Below are 17,642 nucleotides of genomic sequence, written 5' to 3'. Positions count from 1 at the left end.
AGACGTTCTTCTTATTAGCGGCTCGTGCGCCGGTTCTCGACCGCAAACTTGATCAATTCGGCCTGGCCTTCAATATCGAGCTTGCGCTTCAGATTCAGGCGATGTGTCTCGACAGTACGCACCGACAGATCGTTGCGTTGAGCAATCTGCTTGCTCGACAAACCCTCGGCGAGTGCATCGAGAATATCGCGTTCACGCGGCGTGAGCCGTTCAACCGGCGATTGCATCGCCGAAGCCTGAATCAATCGGGCGCCGAGTCCCGCGCTGAAATACGTCTTTCCGTCGAGCACGACGCTAATCGCCTGAATGATCTCAGTCGACGGCGAGTCCTTCAGCACATAACCGCTCGCGCCCGCGCGCACTGCCTGCGTGACGTATTCGAGGTTGTCGTGCATCGACAGCATCAATACGCGAATCGCGGGGAATCGCTCATGAAACATGCCGGCAAGCGCAATGCCGTTCATTCCGTTCATGCCGACATCCATCAGCACGAGGTGAGGCTCCAGGCTCGCGGCGAGCGCGAGCGCTTCCTGTGCATTGCCTGCTTCGCCGACTACCTCCAGGTTGCGCACTGCTTCGAGCCGCGCACGCAAGCCGTCGCGAACGAGCGGATGATCGTCGACCAGAATCAGACGGGCAATGGGATGTGAGATATCGTTCATGAAGACACTTCCTGCAGGCTCTGCTTATGAGGCTCCGTTGTACCGGCGACGAGCGGAACACGCGCGGTGACGAGCGTATGGCCAGGCTGCGAGTTGAGCGCAAGCGTGCCGCCTAACGCTTCCACGCGCTCGCGCATATTGCGCAGCCCAACGCCCGAGCGGCGGCCGACAAACGCGTGCGCGACATCGAAACCGCAGCCGTTGTCGGCGATTGTGAGCGCGACGGCATCGTTCGACACTTCCAGCGAGAGCGCCGCGTTCGACGCACGCGCATGGCGCACGATGTTGGTCAGCGCTTCCTGGGCAATGCGGAACAGAACGGTGTTGACCGCCTCGGCCAAAACCGCGGCGTGAGTATGCGTGATCTGCGTGAAGCCGATTTCAATGCCCGATTGTTCGCTCAGTTCGCGCGTGAGTTGCTCGATGGCTGCCGCGACGCCCAGGTCGTCGAGCATCGACGGGCGCAGCGCATGAGAAATACGCCGCACTTCGCGCAACGTGTCGCCGAGACGCGTGAGACTGGTCGACAACGCGGCTTCCGCGGCGGGCACGCGCGTTTCGCTGCGCTCGAAACGCGCGAGCGCCGATTCGAGCAGCAGCTTCACCGACACCATCATCTGACTGATGCCGTCGTGCAATTCCCGCGAAAGCCGCGCGCGTTCGTTCTCCTGCGATTCGACCACCTGCTGCGCGAGCCGCTTCAGTTTCGCGTCGGCGCTGCGATATTCGGTGACGTTGAGCACGAGCGCGCACAGCGCGATAGCGGCGAGCCCCGCGAGTGCGATCGCGTCGATCCACATCATCGTGCGATCGATATTGATCGCCGCGCGCTCGTCGATATGCGCGAGGGTCGTGTCGACGTCGTCGAGATAGATGCCGGTGCCGATCATCCAGCCCCAGCGTTCGAGCGGCACCACGTAGCCGAGTTTCGAGGCGAGCTTGCCCGTCGAAGGGCGATGCCATAAATAGCGCACATAGCCGCCGCCTTGCGACGCCGCGGCGAGCAGCTTCTGGATGGTGAGCACGCCTTGCGGATCGCGCAGTTCCGACAAATCGCGTCCCACGAGATGCGGCTCGCGCGGATGCATGAGCGAACGGCCATGCATGTCGTAGACGAAGAAATAGCCGTCCTTGCCGAAGTCCATCTTCTCGAGCACGTCGAGCGCGCGCGTGCGGCGCAGCGCGTCGTCGCGCGCGTTATCTTCGCCGGCTTCGTAAAGCGGCGCGATCGCGGACGTGGCCAACTCGACGTAATGCTTGAGCTCGATTTCCTTGCTCGCCATGTACGCGGCCTGAGTCGTCGCGTGCTGTGTTTGCGCGAGCGCGGTCGCTTCGCGGCGCACGCCGATTTCGATGCTGGCGATAGCCGCGAGAAAGGGCACGATAGCCAGCAAGACGATCTTGGCTTTGAGTTTCATCGTTGAAAAGACGGCCAGTGGACTACGTAGTAATACGTAGCCGGCTTACGTAGTTGCGCGCTTGTGAGGACGCTTACGAAGGCGAATACTACATCCCCGCGGCGCATTGCGTCTTGCGGACGTTTTCGCGCTCATGCGTCGGCAGTGCGCAAAAGCAGATTCCGGTTTCGGCAGATGACTGCGCGGGTATTTCACACGAATACCCGTTACCGGATTTCCGCGCGCCGGATCACAAGTCCGGATGCGTGGTGTCAATAATAGACCTAGGAGATGTACATGGAGACCTCCCCATCCGCCGGCCGGTCATGGCTATGGCTCATTCTTTTGCTTCCGTATATCGCGCTCTTGTGGCTGCCGTTCTATAACGACACGCGTCCGTCGTTCGCCGGTTTTCCGTTCTTCTACTGGTATCAGTTCCTGTGGGTGCCGTTGACCTCGCTGCTGATTTACGTCGTGTACCGAGGTGTCAAATGAGCGACCTGAACCCCGTCAATCCGGTGGCGATGACCGTCTTCATCGCATTCTTCGTGCTTGTCACGGTAATCGGTTTCTTTGCCGCCCGCTGGAAACGCGGCGACCTCACGCAATTGCACGAATGGGGTCTGGGCGGCCGGCAGTTCGGCACGGTCATTTCGTGGTTCCTCGTCGGCGGCGACTTTTATACCGCCTACACGGTGATCGCCGTACCCGCACTCGTGTATTCCGTCGGCGCATATGGTTTCTTTGCGTTGCCGTACACGATCATCGTTTACCCGTTCGTGTTTGCGGTGATGCCGAAGTTGTGGAAAATCGCACACGCGAAGAACCACATCACGGCAGCGGACTACGTGCACGGCGAATACGGCGGCAAGTGGTTTCCGGCCGCGGTCGCGTTGACCGGTATCGTGGCGACCATGCCGTATATCGCGCTGCAACTGGTCGGCATGCAAGTGGTGATCAAGGGACTCGGCGTGACCGGCGAATTGCCGCTGATCGTCGCGTTCGTGATTCTCGCGCTGTACACGTATGCAAGCGGCTTGCGCGCCCCGGCGATGATCGCGTTCGTGAAGGACATCATGATTTACATCGTCGTGATCGCGGCGGTGTGGCTGATTCCCGCGAAACTCGGCGGCTACGCGCATGTGTTCGACGCAGCGGATACCTATTTCAAGGCGAAGGGCGGCGCGACCGGCATCATTCTCAAGCCGACGCAATTCACCGCGTATGCATCGCTCGCACTGGGTTCGGCGCTCGCGGCCTTCATGTATCCGCACACGATGACGGCGGTGCTCTCGTCCTCTTCGGCAAAAACGGTCCGCAAGAATGCGATCTTCCTGCCGGCTTATACGCTGCTGCTGGGCTTGATCGCGTTGCTCGGTTATATGGCGATTGCGGCCGGCGTGCATGTGAAGTCGGCTTCGGATATCGTGCCGGCGCTTTTCAATACGCTGTTCCCGTCGTGGTTCGTCGGCTTTGCGGCGGCTGCAATTGCGATTAGCGCACTGGTTCCGGCAGCGATCATGTCGATCGGCGCGGCGAATCTGTTCACGCGCAATTTGTGGCGCCCGCTGGTGTCGCCGAATATCACGCCTGAAGCCGAAGCGGCGAACGCGAAGATCGTGTCGCTCGTGGTGAAGTTCGGCGCGTTGCTGTTCATCGTATTCCTGCCGACGCAATATGCAATCGACCTGCAACTGCTCGGCGGCGTGTGGATCTTGCAGATCTTCCCGGCTATCGTGTTCTCGCTGTACACGCGGCGCCTGAATACGCCGGGTCTCTTTAGCGGTTGGCTCGTCGGCATTTTGCTTGGCACGTCGCTCGCGATTTCGCAAGGGCTCAAGCCGGTGTTCGCACTGCATCTCGGCGACGCCGTGTATCCGGTTTATATCGGCCTGATCGCACTGGTCGCGAACATCGTGGTGGCGTTCGTCGTGTCGGCGCTGTCGCCGCGGCGAGTGGCCGTGACCGCCTGATCGTTCTTTACTGATCGAGTGTTATTGACGCCGCGGGCTTTGGGCTCGCGGCGTTTTTTATTTAAAGCGAGCGAGGCACGCTAAACCAGCACTTCCACCGATTGCATGGCGCGGCGAATCTCCGTCGTGCGGCCCCACGATTCATCGCGGATCGTTTCGAGCAGGCAATCGATAAAGCACTGCGACGCGGCATCGGACGGCTCGCCCGTGCGCGTGATGATGCCGACCGTCGAGTCTTCGAGTTCTTCGCGCAAAGGGATCGCGCACAAACCGTCGCGCGCCGCGCAGAGTTCGACGAGCGGCCACGGAAAAATGCTCACCATGTCAGTGCGCTTGAGCAGTGCGACCGCCACGGTGAGCGAATGGAGAAAGTGGATGCTGCGCGGCACCGGCAATCCGTAGCGGGAAAACATCTGATAGGGCGCATGCCCCTCGGTTTCCGGATCGAGCGCAACCAGCCAGTCGTCGTCGAGCAATTCCGCGAGAGAACGCGATTCCGCGCGCGGATGACCCAGGCGTGCGACGACCGCGCGGCTCGTGGCGAACAGCGGCTGATAGTTGAAATCGCATGCAGAGACACTCGGCGATTGACGCCCGACATAAATGTCCAGGCTGCCGTCGCGCAAGCGCGGTGTCGCGATCGCGAGTAAGCCTTCGAATAATTCCAGTTGTATTGCCGGCATTCTGGCGCGAAAGCGCGCGACTGTTTCGGGCAGAAATGTCAATGCGACCCACGCGGTCACCGCAATCGAAAGACGCCCGCTTGGCTCGCCGCGCATTGCGTCCATCGCCTGATGCGCACGCACCATTTGCGCGGCGACGAGCCGTGCATGCAAAAGCAGGGTTTGCCCGCATTCGGTGAGCGTCACTCCGGACGATGTGCGCACAACGAGTTGAACGTGTGCCGCTTCTTCCAATTGCTGAATATTTTGCGTTACGGCCGCCGGCGACGAATTGAGCGTTCGCGCGGCACCCCTGACACTTCCCGCATCGGCAATGGCGATGAGGGCGCGTAGCTGATGAATTTTCATTTGTGGCCCAGCGGTTTATACCGCGTGTGGTAAAGCGTTTGCCGTTGCTTTACGCGTTCACCGGCGTGGCGCGTTCTCAAGCGGCCTATGCGGGAATATCGTGGAGGCACGGCTACCGCATGGCGGCGCGTGTTTTTTCTCGCGCGATAAAGCTCTACACCTCGTAGTCTTGACGGCTATAAAAATTTAGCTGCATGCATAAAACGGCAAGCTGTCTGCTGAATGCGTAATGCCTAGCATAGGAGTGTAATGATGACCGAGCAAGTTTCCGTGCCGGCAACCGCTTCCGGCGTCCCATTGCACTTCGCACATGACGACGCAACATTGAAAAGCCCTACTGTGCAAAGGGTGGCGGATGGACGGCTCCTGCATGCTTTGTTTGTCGATTCGCTCACGGGTGTCTATAACCGCGCGTACGCGACAGGGCGCGCTCAACAGCTTCTGAAGTCCGCGCGGGCGGCGCGTGTGGCAATGCTGGTGGTCAACGTGGATGGCTTCAGCAGGATCAACGACATTGCTGACTACGATCTCGGCGACCGCCTGTTGCGCAGCGTCGCCCAGCGGCTCGCGCGCGCGCTCGCCACGAACGATCTGCTTGCGCGGATCGGCGGCGACGAGTTTCTGATCGTTACCGAACATCACGGTCACATGCCGATGCTAGCTGCCTTCGCGCAACAGATGCTCGCGTTATTCGCCGAGCCGTTCGTGATCGCGGGGCGCGAGTATCGCGTGAGTGCGTCGGTGGGGGTTGCGCGCTCCAACGACGGCGCTCGCGATGCGGCGCTGCTGATGCGCGATGCCGGCGCCGCGATGCGTCGCGCGAAAGTCCATGCACCCGGCAACGTGTGCTTTTTCACGCGCGATATGAAAGAGGCTGCGCAGCGCCGCTTTGCGATCGAGAACCGGCTGCGCGATGCGCTCAAGGCGGGCGAATTAACAATTGCGTATCAGCCAGTCGTGGCGGCGGCGTCGCGCGAAACCATAGCTGTGGAGGCATTGCTGCGCTGGACCAGCAGCGAACTTGGCGACGTGGCCCCCGCCGAATTCATCCCGATTGCCGAACAGGCGGGCTTGATGGAAGACATCGGCGATTGGGTACTCGAGCAGGCATGCGCACAGGTCGCGAACTGGCGCTGGAGCATCGCGCCGGATGTCAGTGTGTCCGTGAATATTTCGCCGGTGCAGTTCAACGCGCGGCTCGTGCAACGTGTCGCTGCGTGCCTTGCGAACAGCGGGCTCGACCCCTGCGCTTTGCAGCTCGAAATCACCGAGGGCATTCTCCTGCCGGACGATGCCACCGTGCGCGCGACGATGGCCGCACTGGCCAAACTAGGCGTCACGCTCGCAATCGACGACTTCGGCACGGGCTACGCGTCGCTGTCGTATCTGAAGCGTTTTGCGCTGCATGGCCTGAAGATCGACCGCTCGTTTGTCGCCGGTTTGCCGGACGACACGGATTGCGCTGCGATTGCAGAGGCGCTCGTGAAAATGGCTCATGCATGCGGAATGTGCGTCACGGCTGAAGGCGTGGAAACCGAACAGCAGGCCGTGATGCTGCGCGAGATGGGCTGCGACGCGCTGCAAGGTTATCTGTTCGGCCGCCCTGGAACCGCGGCCGATTGCGCCGGCAGATTATCGGACGCGGACCGCTTCAGGAGAAAGCGTATGCCCAGATAACGAATGCGCGAGAGGGCTGGCGTTTTCGGCCATGACTTCTAGAATGATTTCATAAAAATGACGAGCTTGAACGCCACCGGCATGGGAGGTGTCGCGTTAGTCAGTCAGGAGAGAGAGAACATGTGTGATGCAGAAATCGCTGCTGTGCTGTTGAACCGTTGCACCGCTCAGCCATTCGATAACGAGGAGCCCGCCTATCTCGACATATTGCGCGAAGGCAATCTTTCGTTCAAACATGTCGTGAGCTTTGTGGGTCCGCGCGATATTCCGGACCCCGAAGCATGTCATGCCGAATCGATCATTTTCGCCGACGGTTCGCGCGCATTGCGGATCAGCCCGGTAGCAGGCGATAGCGGCTGGACGCGCTGGACCGCGCTGCAACCGCTGCACTAAATGAAGCGGCAGGCGCGCTTCCCGCACGAAGCGGCAAGCGCGCTGCCCGCGTTTGACGTTAGAACCTGTCCACTCTGAACGGATGCGTGTCCACGAGCGTTTCTTCACCCGTCATCATTTCGGCGATCAGGCGACCGGTCACCGGCCCGAGCGTGAGTCCATGATGCGCGTGACCAAATGCGAACCACAAGCCCTGATGTTTTTCGGCGCGGCCAATCACGGGCATCATGTCCGGCGTGCAGGGCCGCGCGCCCATCCACGGTTGATCGTCGAGGCGTTTGTCGAGTGGGAACAGCGTGCGTGCAATCGGTTCGACGGCGGCGAGTTGCGTGGGCGTTTTCGGCGCATCGAGCAATGCGATTTCAGCGCCGGTCGTCAGGCGGATGCCGCGCGCCATCGGCGCGAGCAGATAGCCCCGCTCGGCGTCGAGCACCGGATGATTGAGGCGCGCGCCCGCGCGTGCCGCGTAATGCATGTGGTAGCCGCGCTTGACGCCGAGCGGCAGCCGATACCCGAGCCGCGAACTGAGCACGCCGGACCACGGCCCCAACGCGACCACCGCCGATGAAGCCGCGATCGTCCCTGCGTTTGTCGTGACCTCCCAGCCGTTGCGCAGCGTATTGGCGTCGCCGGTGAAGAACCGTCCGCCGAGCGCCTCGAAGTATTTCGCGTAGGCCGTGACGAGCGCGTTCGGATCGCTCACCGAATCCGCTTGCGTGTAGCGCAGGCCGCCGAGCAATGCCTTGTCGAGATCGGGCTCGATGTGCTGCAGGTGGGCGGCGTCGAGCGCTTCGAATTCGACGCCGTATTCGCGGCTCCATCGATCGGCGACTCGCAGTTCCGCGTCCTGAGCGGCGTTGCTGCGAAACACCTTGATCCAGCCCGTGGGGCGCAGCAAAGCACTCGCGTCCGCTTGCGCGGCCAGCGTGCGATGCTCGCTCACGCAATGTTCGATCAGCGTCGAATATGACTTTGCAATCGCGGCGTGTTTCGCCGGATCGGAGTTGCGCCAGTATCTCCACAGAAACGGCGCCGCGTGAAATAGCGCATCGGCGTGGTAGCGAACGTCGAGCGACTGGTTGCGCGCATAGCGAAGCAATGCACCCAGTCCGCGCGGAAATGCGTACGGGTACACGCCTTCTCGCTGAATCAATCCGGCATTGCCGAACGAGGTCTCGTTGCCTGGCGCCTTGCGGTCGACCAGCGCGACCTGTCGGCCGCGCTTTTGCAAATGCACGGCCACGCACACGCCGACAATGCCGGCGCCGAGTACGACGGTATCGAACTTCATTGTTGTCATCGTTAAACTGCTGAGAGGCCCGAGCCGTTCGCGTCGGCGTCGTTAAAAAGAGGGGGCGACGTCACGATCGATTTCAACGACGCGTCCGCTTTCGTGAGCTTCGACAGATCGGGTCGCGGACGGCGCAACGCAGGCGACTGCGCGAACACCTGCTCCATCGCATGCGCGACGGCGAGCGTCTTGCGGTCGCCATGAAACGGCCCGACGATTTGCAAGCCGAACGGCATGCCCGCGTGATCGACACCGCACGGCAGCGACAGCGCCGGATGCGTCGTCAGCGTGACGACATAGGTGAGCGCGAGCCAGCGGTAATAGTTGTCCTGCTCGCGCCCGTCGATTTGCGCGGCGTACAACTGCTGCCACGGAAACGGCGATACGGGCGTGGTCGGCGAGAGGATCACGTCGTACTGCTCGAACGCGGCCTGAAAGCGTTTGAAGATGCGCGTCTGTTCGGCTTGAGCCCACGCGCTGTCCGCGAGACTCATGCTTGCGCCGAGCTCGTAATTGGCGCGTGTGTTCGGGCCGAGTTGCGCCGGATCGCGCGTATAGGCATCGTGCAGACCGGCGACGAAGCTCTCCGCGCGAATCACGTCGAAGCAGCGGTGCACGTCGCCGAGATCGAAGCTCACTTCCTCGCATGAACGGAAAGACGGCGCGATTAGCGCGATGCGTTCGCGAAACACGTTGCGGATCGACGCATCCACGTCGCAACTGCCGAAGTCTTCGGTCCAGCCCACGCGCAATGTGGCGAGGTCGATGTCGGCGGGCGCGGCGAAGCTGAGCGGATCGGCGGCAAAGCTGAGCGGGTCGCCCGCCGAGATGCCCACGGTAGCGGCGAGCTGCAAGCACGCTTCGGCGACGCTGCGGCCCATCGGCCCGACCACCGAGATCGGCGACCAGCCCACCAGCTTGCGCGAATTCGGCACGAGTCCCGGCGTCGAACGAAAGCCCACCACGCCGCATTTGGAAGCGGGAATGCGCAACGAGCCGCCGGTGTCCGAGCCGGTGCACACGGGCAGCATGTCGCACGCAAGCGCGGCCGCCGAACCGCCCGACGAGCCGCCTGCATTCAATGCTGTGTTGAACGGATTGCCGGTCGCGCCCCACACCGGATTGCGCGTGTTCGCGCCGGCGCCGAGTTCCGGCACGTTGGTCTTCGCGGTGACGATCGCGCCGGCGGCACGCAGACGCTCGACGAGCACCACGTCTTGCGTGGGCACGTTGCCGCGCGACATCGGCGAACCATAAGTCGTCAGGAGTCCGGCGGTATTTTCGAGGTCCTTCACGCCGAGCGGCAAGCCGTGCAGAAGGCCGAGCGGCTCGCCGTCGAGTACCTGCTTTTCCGCGCGTTTGGCGGCGGCGCGCGCGGCCACAAAGTCGGTTGCGGTGATCGCGTTGACCGCCGGATTCACCGCCTCGATTCGCGCGATGCACGCCTCCAGCAGTTCGACGGGCGAGATCTCTTTCGCGCCGATCATCCGGCGCAACTCGACCGCGCTACGGCCGGGCAAATCGTTGTCTCGACTCATATCGTCTCCACTCATTGTGCTCATTGTGTCTTTCTTGGTCAGCCGAGCGCTTCGCCGGTGCGGTCCTTCAGCCAGATTACCGGCACCAGCGAAATTGCGCACGCGGCGGCCACATACCAGGCCGGCGCGAGCGGATTGCCGGTGCGCGCGACCAGCCAGCTTGCGATAAACGGCGAGAAGCCGCCAAAAAACGATGCGCTCACAACATACGTCAATGCAATTCCGGTTGCACGCACATGCTTCGGGAACAGTTCCGGGATCATCACGAGCACGGGCACGATCTGCCCGGACACGAACACGGCGAGCAGCGCGGACACGATGCAAAGCGCCGTCATCGACGGATGCGCGCTCAGGAATGCAAACGCCGGATACACGAGCAACAGCATCACGACGCGCGAAATCACGAGCACGCGCTTGCGGGTGTAGCGGTCCGCGAGCATGCCGGCGAGCGGCGCGGCGACGAACAGCGCAAGCGAACTGACGATACCGGAGATCACCGCCGACGTCGACGAAAGATGCAGCGCGCGCACCGCATGACTCGGCAGAAAAAAGGCGGTGATGTAGACCGACACGGAGCCGCCCAACTCGGCGAAAGTGCCGAGAATCGTCAGCTTGAGATGCGTGGTCAGCGCGGCCTTCAGCGCGCCGCTCGGCGCGGCTTCGCCGGGCTTGCGCGCGGTCAGCGTTTCTTCGAGGCGCCGGCGGATCAGCATGCCGGCCGGCGCCGCGACGATGCCGAGCACGAACGGAATGCGCCAGCCCCATTCGAGCACCGCCTGCTTCGGCAGCAGCACATTGACGAGCGTCGCGACCAGCGCGCCGAGCACGAGGCCTGCGGCAGTCGCCGCGAAATTCCAGCTCGCGAAGAACGCGCGCGTGTTGTCGGTGGCATATTCGACGAGCAGCGTCGTGCCCGGTCCGAACTCGCCGCCCGCCGCGAAGCCTTGTATCAACCGCGCGGCGAGCACGATGAGCGGCGCGGCGAAGCCGGCGACCGCGTAAGTGGGCGCGCACGCGATCATCGCGCAGCTAAGCGCCATCAGCATGATCGTGAGGACCATCGCGTTCTTGCGGCCCGCGCGATCCGCATACGCGCCGATCACGACGCCGCCGAGCGGCCGCACCACGAAGCCCACGCCGAATACGCCGATCGACAGTAAAAACTGATTGACGGGCGACGCGCCCGGAAAGAACAACTGCCCGATCTGGATCGCGAAGAAGCTGTAGATCGTGAAGTCGTAGAATTCGAGCGCCGTGCCGATGGTCGTGGCAGTGATGACGCGGGTCTTCGTCAAACGGGACTGACTAAGCGCAAGGGTAGACACGATACGGGCCCCACATAAAGGTGGAATCGACGTGAGTTATCATATACGAGAAAAAAATAGTTTCTCGCATACGAGAAATTTTTGTGGACAGGCGGGAAGCAAGGAAGCCAGGCGGAATCAGTGACATGGTCAAAGCCGTAGCCGTAGTGAAACAACCGAAGGCGCACGCGCATGAAGCGCCGCCGTCGCTCGATCACAAGCTGGTGGGCGGGCATTTGCGGCAGGCGCGCAAGGCGCGCGGGCTGACGCTCGCCGAATTGTCCGAGCGCTCGGGCATTGCGGTATCGACGATCTCGAAGGCCGAGCGCGGCGACATCGCGCTGACCTACGACAAGTTCGCGGCACTCGCGCATTCGCTCGAGCTCGAGTTCGACGCGATTTTCGGCCGGCGCCGCAAGCCGGCGGCCGGCGCGATGAAGCCGTCGTTCACCGCGGCGGGCAAGCAGCAGGTGTACGACACGCCGAACTACGAGTACGGGATGCTCGCGAACAACCTCACGGGCAAACGCATGATGCCGATGCGCGCGCACATCCATGCGCGCGCCGTATCGGACTTTCCCGAGTACATCCGGCATTCGGGCGAGGAGTTCGTCTTTCTGCTCTCCGGCAAGCTCGAATTGCGCTTCGAGAACGGCAAGTCGTTCAGGCTGATGCCGGGCGACAGCCTGTACTTCGACAGCTCGGTCGGGCACATCTATGTGAGCGTCGGCGAGGAAGATGCGGATGCGCTGGTGTGCTGCGTCGATACGGACGAGCATCGGCCGCGCGGAGCGATTTGAACGCCTATTCCCGAGCGCCACGATGTCTGCGTGCGAGGACGTTGTAATGGGGAGCGAAGCCGTCGTGCGCGTCAGCGTGTAAACTGCTGACTTTTTTGCATCCGGTGGTATGTTGCAAGCCCCCCAGCGCACAGCTCTCAGCGGCCCGGCGCTCGTTCGCCTGCTGGCGCGCTTCGCCAATGTCGACGTTCCCGAACCACGGCAATCGCTATCCGACCGGCTGAGCCAGTGGCTCGGCTGGACGGATGCGATCGCGCTGTCGTCGGCGCTCAGCGGCGCGCCGCCCACGCCGGCCGCGGGCGCGCGAGCATTCGGCAGCGCGGAGGAGGCGGAATGCGCGCGCGCGCGGGCCGCGCTCGTCGCCACGATTACCGGCGACAGCGCGTTCGCGACCGCCAGGCGCCGCGGTCCCGCGTATGTGGAGCCGCAGGCCGCGCCCGTCGACTACGCGCTCTTTCGTCAGCGCTACCAGGCCATGCAGCAGTCGATGGAAACGGGTGTCGGCAATCTGCGCGGCCGGCTGCGCGCGTTGCTTGCCGCCAGGAATCCTGCGATGGGCCGTCTCGCGGTGCTCGATGCCGTGATGGAACGTGCGCTCGGCGAACGCGAGCGAAGCCTGCTGGCCAATCTGCCGGTGCTGCTCGCCGGACACTTCGAGCGTCTGCGCGACAGCGCACAGCCGCTGCCGGACGATGGCGATGGCGCACAAGCCGCCCCCGGCGCGCCCGGCCCCTGGCTCGACGTGTTCCGCAAGGACATGCAAAGCGTGCTGCTTGCCGAGCTGGATATTCGTTTACAACCAGTCGAAGGGTTGCTTGCCGCCCTTCGTACTCGCTAACCGGGACGCCATGTCCAGATATCGTATTGATCTCGTTGTGTTCGCGGCAGGTCTCGCCGCGGTGTGCGGCATTGCCATCGGCTATGTCGGGTCCAACTGGCTGGCGCTGGCCGTCACGCTGCTGATCGGCGCGATTTATCTTGCTGGCGCGCTCGAATTGCGGCGCTATAGCACGGCGACTGCGACGCTCACTCGCGCCGTCGCGCGCCTCGCCGAGCCGCCGCCGCGGCTTGGCGCGTGGCTCGAGGAATTGCATCCGGGCTTGCGCAATACGGTTCGTCTTCGCATCGAAGGCGAGCGCGTCGCGTTGCCGGGGCCTGCGCTCACGCCTTATCTCGTCGGCTTGCTGGTGCTGCTCGGCATGCTCGGCACGCTGCTCGGCATGGTCGTGACCTTGCGCGGCACCGGCATGGCGCTCGAAAGCGCAACCGATCTGGCCGCGATCCGCGCTTCGCTGGCCGCGCCGGTGAAGGGCCTGGGCTTCGCGTTCGGTACGTCGATCGCGGGCGTGGCGAGTTCCGCGATGCTGGGCCTGTTGTCGGCGTTGTGCCGTCGCGAGCGGCTCGAAGCGGCGCAACAGCTCGACCTTAGGATCGCCACGAGCCTGCGCATCTATTCGCAGGCTCATCAGCGCGACGAGAGCTTCCGGCTCCTGCAACGGCAAGCGGAACTGATGCCGACGCTGGTCGACCGTCTGCAAACGATGATGGCCGCGATGGAGCAGCACAGCCTCGCTTTCAACGAGCGCCAGCTTGCAAGCCAGGAGACGTTTCACAACAAGGCGCAGGCCGCGTACACGCGGCTCGCCGCATCGGTCGAGCAGTCGTTGAAGCAGAGCGTCGCGGACAGCACGCGTGCTGCCGGCGCGGCGCTCGAACCGGTCATGCAGGCGACGATGGCCGGCCTCGCGCGCGAAAGCGCCTCGTTGCACGAGAGCGTCTCGCAGGCGGTGCAGCGGCAACTGGATGCGCTGTCGAACGGTTTCGAGTCGGCTACCGGCAAGATCGCGGGCATCTGGAACGAGGCGCTTGCCGGCCAGCAACGTTCGAACGATGCAATGACGCAGCAATTGCAGGCTTCGCTGGAGCGCTTCACGCAGACGTTCGACGAGCGCTCGGCGGGACTTGTCGACGGCGTTTCCGCGCGCCTCGAAACCGCGGCGGGCAAGCTTTCGCAGACGTGGAACGACGCGCTGTCGCGCCACGAGCAGTCGGGCGCGACGCTGGCGGCGCGGCACGAGCAGGCGCTGGTTGCGGCGGCGGCGACGTTCGCGGAGCATTCGGCGTCGCTGGTGCGCAACGTCGGCGAGTCGCATGCGGACTTGCAGACGCAACTGGCCTCGCGAGACGAAGCTCGGCTCGCGGCGTGGACGGAGAAGCTCGAGTCGATGGCGGGCATGATCGGCAAGGAGTGGCAGCAGGCGGGCGAACAGAACGAAGCGCGGCTTGCGGTGTGGACGTCGAAGCTCGATTCGATGGCGAACACGCTCAGCGAGAAATGGCAGCAAGCCGGGGAGCATAACGAAGAGCGGCTCACGGCATGGACGTCGAAGCTGGACTCGATGGCGAGCGCCCTCGGCAAGGAATGGCAGCAGGCGGGAGAGCACAACGAAGCGCGTCTCGCGGCGTGGACGTCGAAGCTCGATTCGATGGTGGCGATGCTCGGCAAGGAATGGCAGCAAGCCGGCGAACATAACGAAGCGCGCCTCGCGGCATGGACATCCAAGCTGGACTCGATGGCGAGCGCCCTCGGTAAGGAATGGCAGCAAGCGGGAGAGAACAACGAAGCGCGTCTTACGGCATGGACATCGAAGCTGGACTCGATGGCGAGCGCTCTGAGCCAGGAATGGCAGCAAGCCGGCGAACTGACGGCCAACCGTCAGCAGCAGATTTGCGACACACTCGAGCAGACCGCGCGCGATATTTCGGCTCAGACGCAGGCGCATGCCAGCGAAACCATCGCTGAAATTTCGCGGCTCGTGCAGGCGGCGTCCGAGGCGCCGAAGGCCGCTGCCGAAGTGGTCGCCGAGTTGCGGCAGAAGCTGTCGGACAGCATGGTGCGCGACACGGCGATGCTGCAGGAGCGCAGCCGTCTGCTCGAAACCCTGGAAACGCTGCTGGACGCGGTCAACCATGCATCCACGGAACAGCGCACGGCGGTCGATGCGCTCGTCGCGACGTCGGCGGATTTGCTCGAACGCGTCGGCACGCGTTTCACCGACAAGGTCGAGGCCGAGGCCGACAAGATCGGCACGATAGCCGCGCAGATCGCGGGCGGCGCCGTCGAAGTGGCGAGCCTCAGCGACGCGTTCGGCGCGGCGGTGCAGTTGTTCGGCGAATCGAACGACAAGCTCGTCGCGCATCTGGAGAGAATCGAAGCGGCGCTCGACAAGTCGCTCACGCGCAGCGACGAACAGCTTGCCTACTACGTGGCGCAGGCGCGCGAAGTTATCGATCTGAGCGTGATGTCGCAAAAGCAGATTGTCGAAGATCTGCAGCAGCTTGCGGCGCGGCGCTCGGCTGACGGAGTCGAGGCGGCATGAGCGGGATGAGCGAGGACATCGACGGCGGCGTCGAGCCGGGCACGCCGATCTGGGCGGCGTTCGGCGACATGATGTCCGTGCTGCTCGGCGCGTTCATGCTGATTCTGGTGGCCGTCATCGGCGTGCAACTGGAACTGTCGAACAAGCTCGAGCAGGAGGTCAAGCAGCGTCAGGTTGAAACGCAGCGCCGCAAGACGCTCGAAGAGGCGCTCGCCGGCCCGCTCGCGGCCGGGCGCGTGACGCTCGTGAACGGGCGCATCGGCATCAGCGGCAATGTGTTGTTCGCGCTCAACTCCGACCAGTTGCAGCCGCAAGGGCGCGATCTGTTGAAGAGCTTGGCCGGCCCGCTGTCCGCCTATCTGCGCGCGAGCGACCAGATCCTGATGGTGAGCGGCTTTACCGACGATCAGCGGCTGCGCGAAGGCAATCGCCGTTTCGCGGACAACTGGGAGTTGTCGGCGCAGCGCGCGCTGACGGTGACGCGCGCGTTGATCGAGGCGGGCGTGCCGGCGCCGTCGCTGTTCGCGGCGGCATTCGGCTCCGGCCAGCCCGTCAGTTCGAATGCCGACGAGCAAGGGCGCGCGCGCAACCGTCGCGTGGAAATCGCGCCGGTGCCGAGACTGTCGGCGGCCGCGGGAAAGCCTCGTGAATAACAGCGCGAGCGATCCCATGACTGAAGCCGCAGGCGACGCACAGACGCCGCGCGCCACGCTCGACGCGTGGCGCGAGCGCGGCGCCGATCGTGTCGATCCGCCGCGGTTTCGTTTCATCGACGCGTTGGAGCGGCGTGCCGCCGCGCAGCGCGGCGAGACTCGCCGCGTGCTTGACGAGAGGCTCGCCGTGTTGCTTGATGCGTATGCGCGGCAAATAGCTGCGGCGGAGCCCGACGCATGCGGCGCGATGAAAACCGATAACGCTGCCCGCACAGCCGAATCGACAACAGGCGCAGGCCCGCTCGTCCAGATCATCACCGAATTGCACGGCGCGCCGCAACACCGAGAGCGCAACTACGCCGCCTATCCCGAACTCCCCGAACTCGATTATTTCCGGCAGACGTGGGCCAAAGTCCGCACCGACAAGCAGTTGCGGCAGTCGCTGCAACCGGCGCCCGGCAACGCCGGGCCGCTCAATTCGAGCAGCCTCGTGCATCGCTCGCTGTCGCTGATGCGCGAGTTGTCGCCGGGCTATCTGAAACAGTTTCTCTCGTATGTCGACGCGTTGTCGTGGATCGAGCAATTGAACGGCGGCGCCCCGCCCAGCAAGGAGCCGCCGCGCGCGGCGACGGGCGCCAAGGGCGGGCGCGGCAAGACGCGCTGATGCCTCGCGGCGCTTGACGTGGCATATTGGCGGGTAGCCATCGAAAGGAGCCCACCATGCGTATCCAGACCTCATTTCTGTTCGATCTCGACGGCACGCTCGTCGATAGCGTCTATCAACACGTGCTGGCCTGGAAAGAAGCGCTCGACAGCGAAGGCATTTCGCTGTCGGTGTGGCGGATTCATCGAAAGATCGGCATGAGCGGCGGTCTCTTCACCAATCAGCTTCTGCGCGAGACGCACGGCGACATCAGCGCCGAGCGCGGCGAGCGTCTTCGTCATGCGCATGCGGCGGCGTATAAAAGGTTGCGCGCGCAAGTATGTCCGCTGCCTGGCGCGCGCGAGCTGCTCGATGCGCTCACGCAGGCGGGCACGCCGTGGGCCGTGGCGACCAGCGGCCGCATGGAAACCGCGGCGGTGAATCTCGAGGCGCTCGGCGTCGATCCGTCAAAAGCAGTCGTCGTGACGCGCGACGACGTCAAATACGCGAAGCCCGATCCCGATCTTTTCATCGCGGCCGCCGAACGTCTCGGCGTGCAGATCGAACATTCGGTCGTGGTCGGCGACAGCATCTGGGACATGCTCGCGGCGCGCCGCTGCCGCGCGCTCGGCGTGGGCCTGCTGTCGGGCGGCTACGGCACGGAAGAACTCGAACGGGCCGGCGCGCTGCGCGTCTACGACGACCCCGCGGCTCTGCTCGATCATCTCGACGAAGTAGCCTCGCGACCGTAGCCGTACATATTGCGGCATGACGCGGCCGCGACGAAATGCGCTGGCCGCGCCGCGTTTTTTGCATCGCCATTGGTTTCATTCAGACCGCATACGCTGCTGCAAACACACGGAACTTTGTACTGTTGCAGCCAGGAGCCCTGTACTCCCT

General features: G+C 63.6%; 16 protein-coding genes. 10 read left to right on the top strand and 6 right to left on the bottom strand.

Annotated features, from left to right (window positions below; all coding sequences use genetic code 11):
* Nucleotides 1-14: 14 nt before the first annotated feature.
* Together CUJ91_RS27605 and CUJ91_RS27600 are read right to left on the bottom strand one after the other, a co-directional pair.
* A complete protein-coding gene (locus tag CUJ91_RS27605; RefSeq protein ID WP_107706847.1) occupies nt 15-662 on the bottom strand; it encodes a response regulator in 648 nt (215 codons plus the stop codon).
* Entirely contained in the window at nt 659-2,080 is a 1,422-nt protein-coding gene (locus tag CUJ91_RS27600; protein ID WP_114157639.1) for a cache domain-containing protein, read from the bottom strand. Before CUJ91_RS27600 ends, CUJ91_RS27605 begins: the two co-directional genes overlap by 4 nt.
* Nucleotides 2,081-2,356: 276 nt before the next feature.
* On the opposite strand from CUJ91_RS27600, the gene CUJ91_RS27595 reads away from it, so the two are divergent.
* Nucleotides 2,357-2,554 carry a DUF3311 domain-containing protein gene (locus tag CUJ91_RS27595; RefSeq protein WP_006049469.1) on the top strand — a complete coding sequence of 66 codons (198 nt, stop codon included), beginning with the start codon at nt 2,357-2,359 and terminating at the stop codon, nt 2,552-2,554.
* Nucleotides 2,551-4,032 (top strand): monocarboxylate uptake permease MctP, encoded by a 1,482-nt coding sequence (gene mctP, locus CUJ91_RS27590; protein WP_006049468.1) that lies wholly within the window; start codon nt 2,551-2,553, stop codon nt 4,030-4,032. Before CUJ91_RS27595 ends, mctP begins: the two co-directional genes overlap by 4 nt.
* Before the next feature lie 80 nt (nt 4,033-4,112).
* Here mctP and CUJ91_RS27585 read toward each other — a convergent pair whose 3' ends face one another.
* Nucleotides 4,113-5,063: a LysR substrate-binding domain-containing protein gene (locus CUJ91_RS27585; RefSeq protein ID WP_006049467.1), complete on the bottom strand. Its 951-nt coding sequence runs from the start codon at nt 5,061-5,063 to the stop codon at nt 4,113-4,115.
* Between the two features lie 252 nt (nt 5,064-5,315).
* On the opposite strand from CUJ91_RS27585, the gene CUJ91_RS27580 reads away from it, so the two are divergent.
* Nucleotides 5,316-6,740: a putative bifunctional diguanylate cyclase/phosphodiesterase gene (locus CUJ91_RS27580; protein ID WP_114157638.1), complete on the top strand. Its 1,425-nt coding sequence runs from the start codon at nt 5,316-5,318 to the stop codon at nt 6,738-6,740.
* 66 nt (nt 6,741-6,806) lie between these two features.
* Nucleotides 6,807-7,133 carry a hypothetical protein gene (locus CUJ91_RS27575; RefSeq protein WP_244231035.1) on the top strand — a complete coding sequence of 109 codons (327 nt, stop codon included), beginning with the start codon at nt 6,807-6,809 and terminating at the stop codon, nt 7,131-7,133.
* A 58-nt stretch (nt 7,134-7,191) separates the two neighbouring features.
* On the opposite strand, the gene CUJ91_RS27570 is transcribed toward CUJ91_RS27575, so the two are convergent.
* The 3 genes from CUJ91_RS27570 to CUJ91_RS27560 are packed head-to-tail and all read right to left on the bottom strand — an operon-like array spanning nt 7,192 to nt 11,287.
* Nucleotides 7,192-8,424 (bottom strand): NAD(P)/FAD-dependent oxidoreductase, encoded by a 1,233-nt coding sequence (locus CUJ91_RS27570; RefSeq protein ID WP_044021108.1) that lies wholly within the window; start codon nt 8,422-8,424, stop codon nt 7,192-7,194.
* Nucleotides 8,425-8,435: 11 nt separating this feature from the next.
* Nucleotides 8,436-9,962 (bottom strand): amidase, encoded by a 1,527-nt coding sequence (locus CUJ91_RS27565; RefSeq protein WP_107706843.1) that lies wholly within the window; start codon nt 9,960-9,962, stop codon nt 8,436-8,438.
* 38 nt (nt 9,963-10,000) lie between these two features.
* Nucleotides 10,001-11,287: an MFS transporter gene (locus tag CUJ91_RS27560; protein WP_006049462.1), complete on the bottom strand. Its 1,287-nt coding sequence runs from the start codon at nt 11,285-11,287 to the stop codon at nt 10,001-10,003.
* Between the two features lie 125 nt (nt 11,288-11,412).
* Here CUJ91_RS27560 and CUJ91_RS27555 point away from each other — a divergent pair, with 125 nt between their 5' ends.
* From CUJ91_RS27555 to CUJ91_RS27530, 6 genes are all read left to right on the top strand, one after another.
* Nucleotides 11,413-12,066, top strand: a complete 654-nt coding sequence (locus CUJ91_RS27555; RefSeq protein WP_029970081.1) for a helix-turn-helix domain-containing protein — start codon at nt 11,413-11,415, stop codon at nt 12,064-12,066.
* A gap of 109 nt (nt 12,067-12,175) precedes the next feature.
* The gene (locus tag CUJ91_RS27550) at nt 12,176-12,904 is read left to right on the top strand and encodes a DUF3348 domain-containing protein (protein WP_107706842.1); all 729 of its coding nucleotides are present in this window, start codon (nt 12,176-12,178) and stop codon (nt 12,902-12,904) included.
* A gap of 10 nt (nt 12,905-12,914) precedes the next feature.
* Entirely contained in the window at nt 12,915-15,446 is a 2,532-nt protein-coding gene (locus CUJ91_RS27545; RefSeq protein ID WP_114157637.1) for a DUF802 domain-containing protein, read from the top strand.
* Between the two features lie 5 nt (nt 15,447-15,451).
* Complete coding sequence (locus tag CUJ91_RS27540) at nt 15,452-16,099, top strand: OmpA family protein (protein ID WP_029970086.1); 648 nt, start codon at nt 15,452-15,454, stop codon at nt 16,097-16,099.
* Between the two features lie 16 nt (nt 16,100-16,115).
* Nucleotides 16,116-16,763 (top strand): DUF2894 domain-containing protein, encoded by a 648-nt coding sequence (locus CUJ91_RS27535; protein WP_114157636.1) that lies wholly within the window; start codon nt 16,116-16,118, stop codon nt 16,761-16,763.
* 56 nt (nt 16,764-16,819) lie between these two features.
* Nucleotides 16,820-17,494 (top strand): HAD family hydrolase, encoded by a 675-nt coding sequence (locus CUJ91_RS27530; RefSeq protein ID WP_029970088.1) that lies wholly within the window; start codon nt 16,820-16,822, stop codon nt 17,492-17,494.
* Nucleotides 17,495-17,642: the final 148 nt, after the last annotated feature.

It is taken from the genome of Paraburkholderia graminis (genome assembly GCF_003330785.1).
Classification (GTDB): domain Bacteria; phylum Pseudomonadota; class Gammaproteobacteria; order Burkholderiales; family Burkholderiaceae; genus Paraburkholderia; species Paraburkholderia graminis.
The sequence above is the reverse complement of the archived record's forward strand: the minus strand, read 5'-3'. Positions and strand labels throughout refer to the sequence as shown.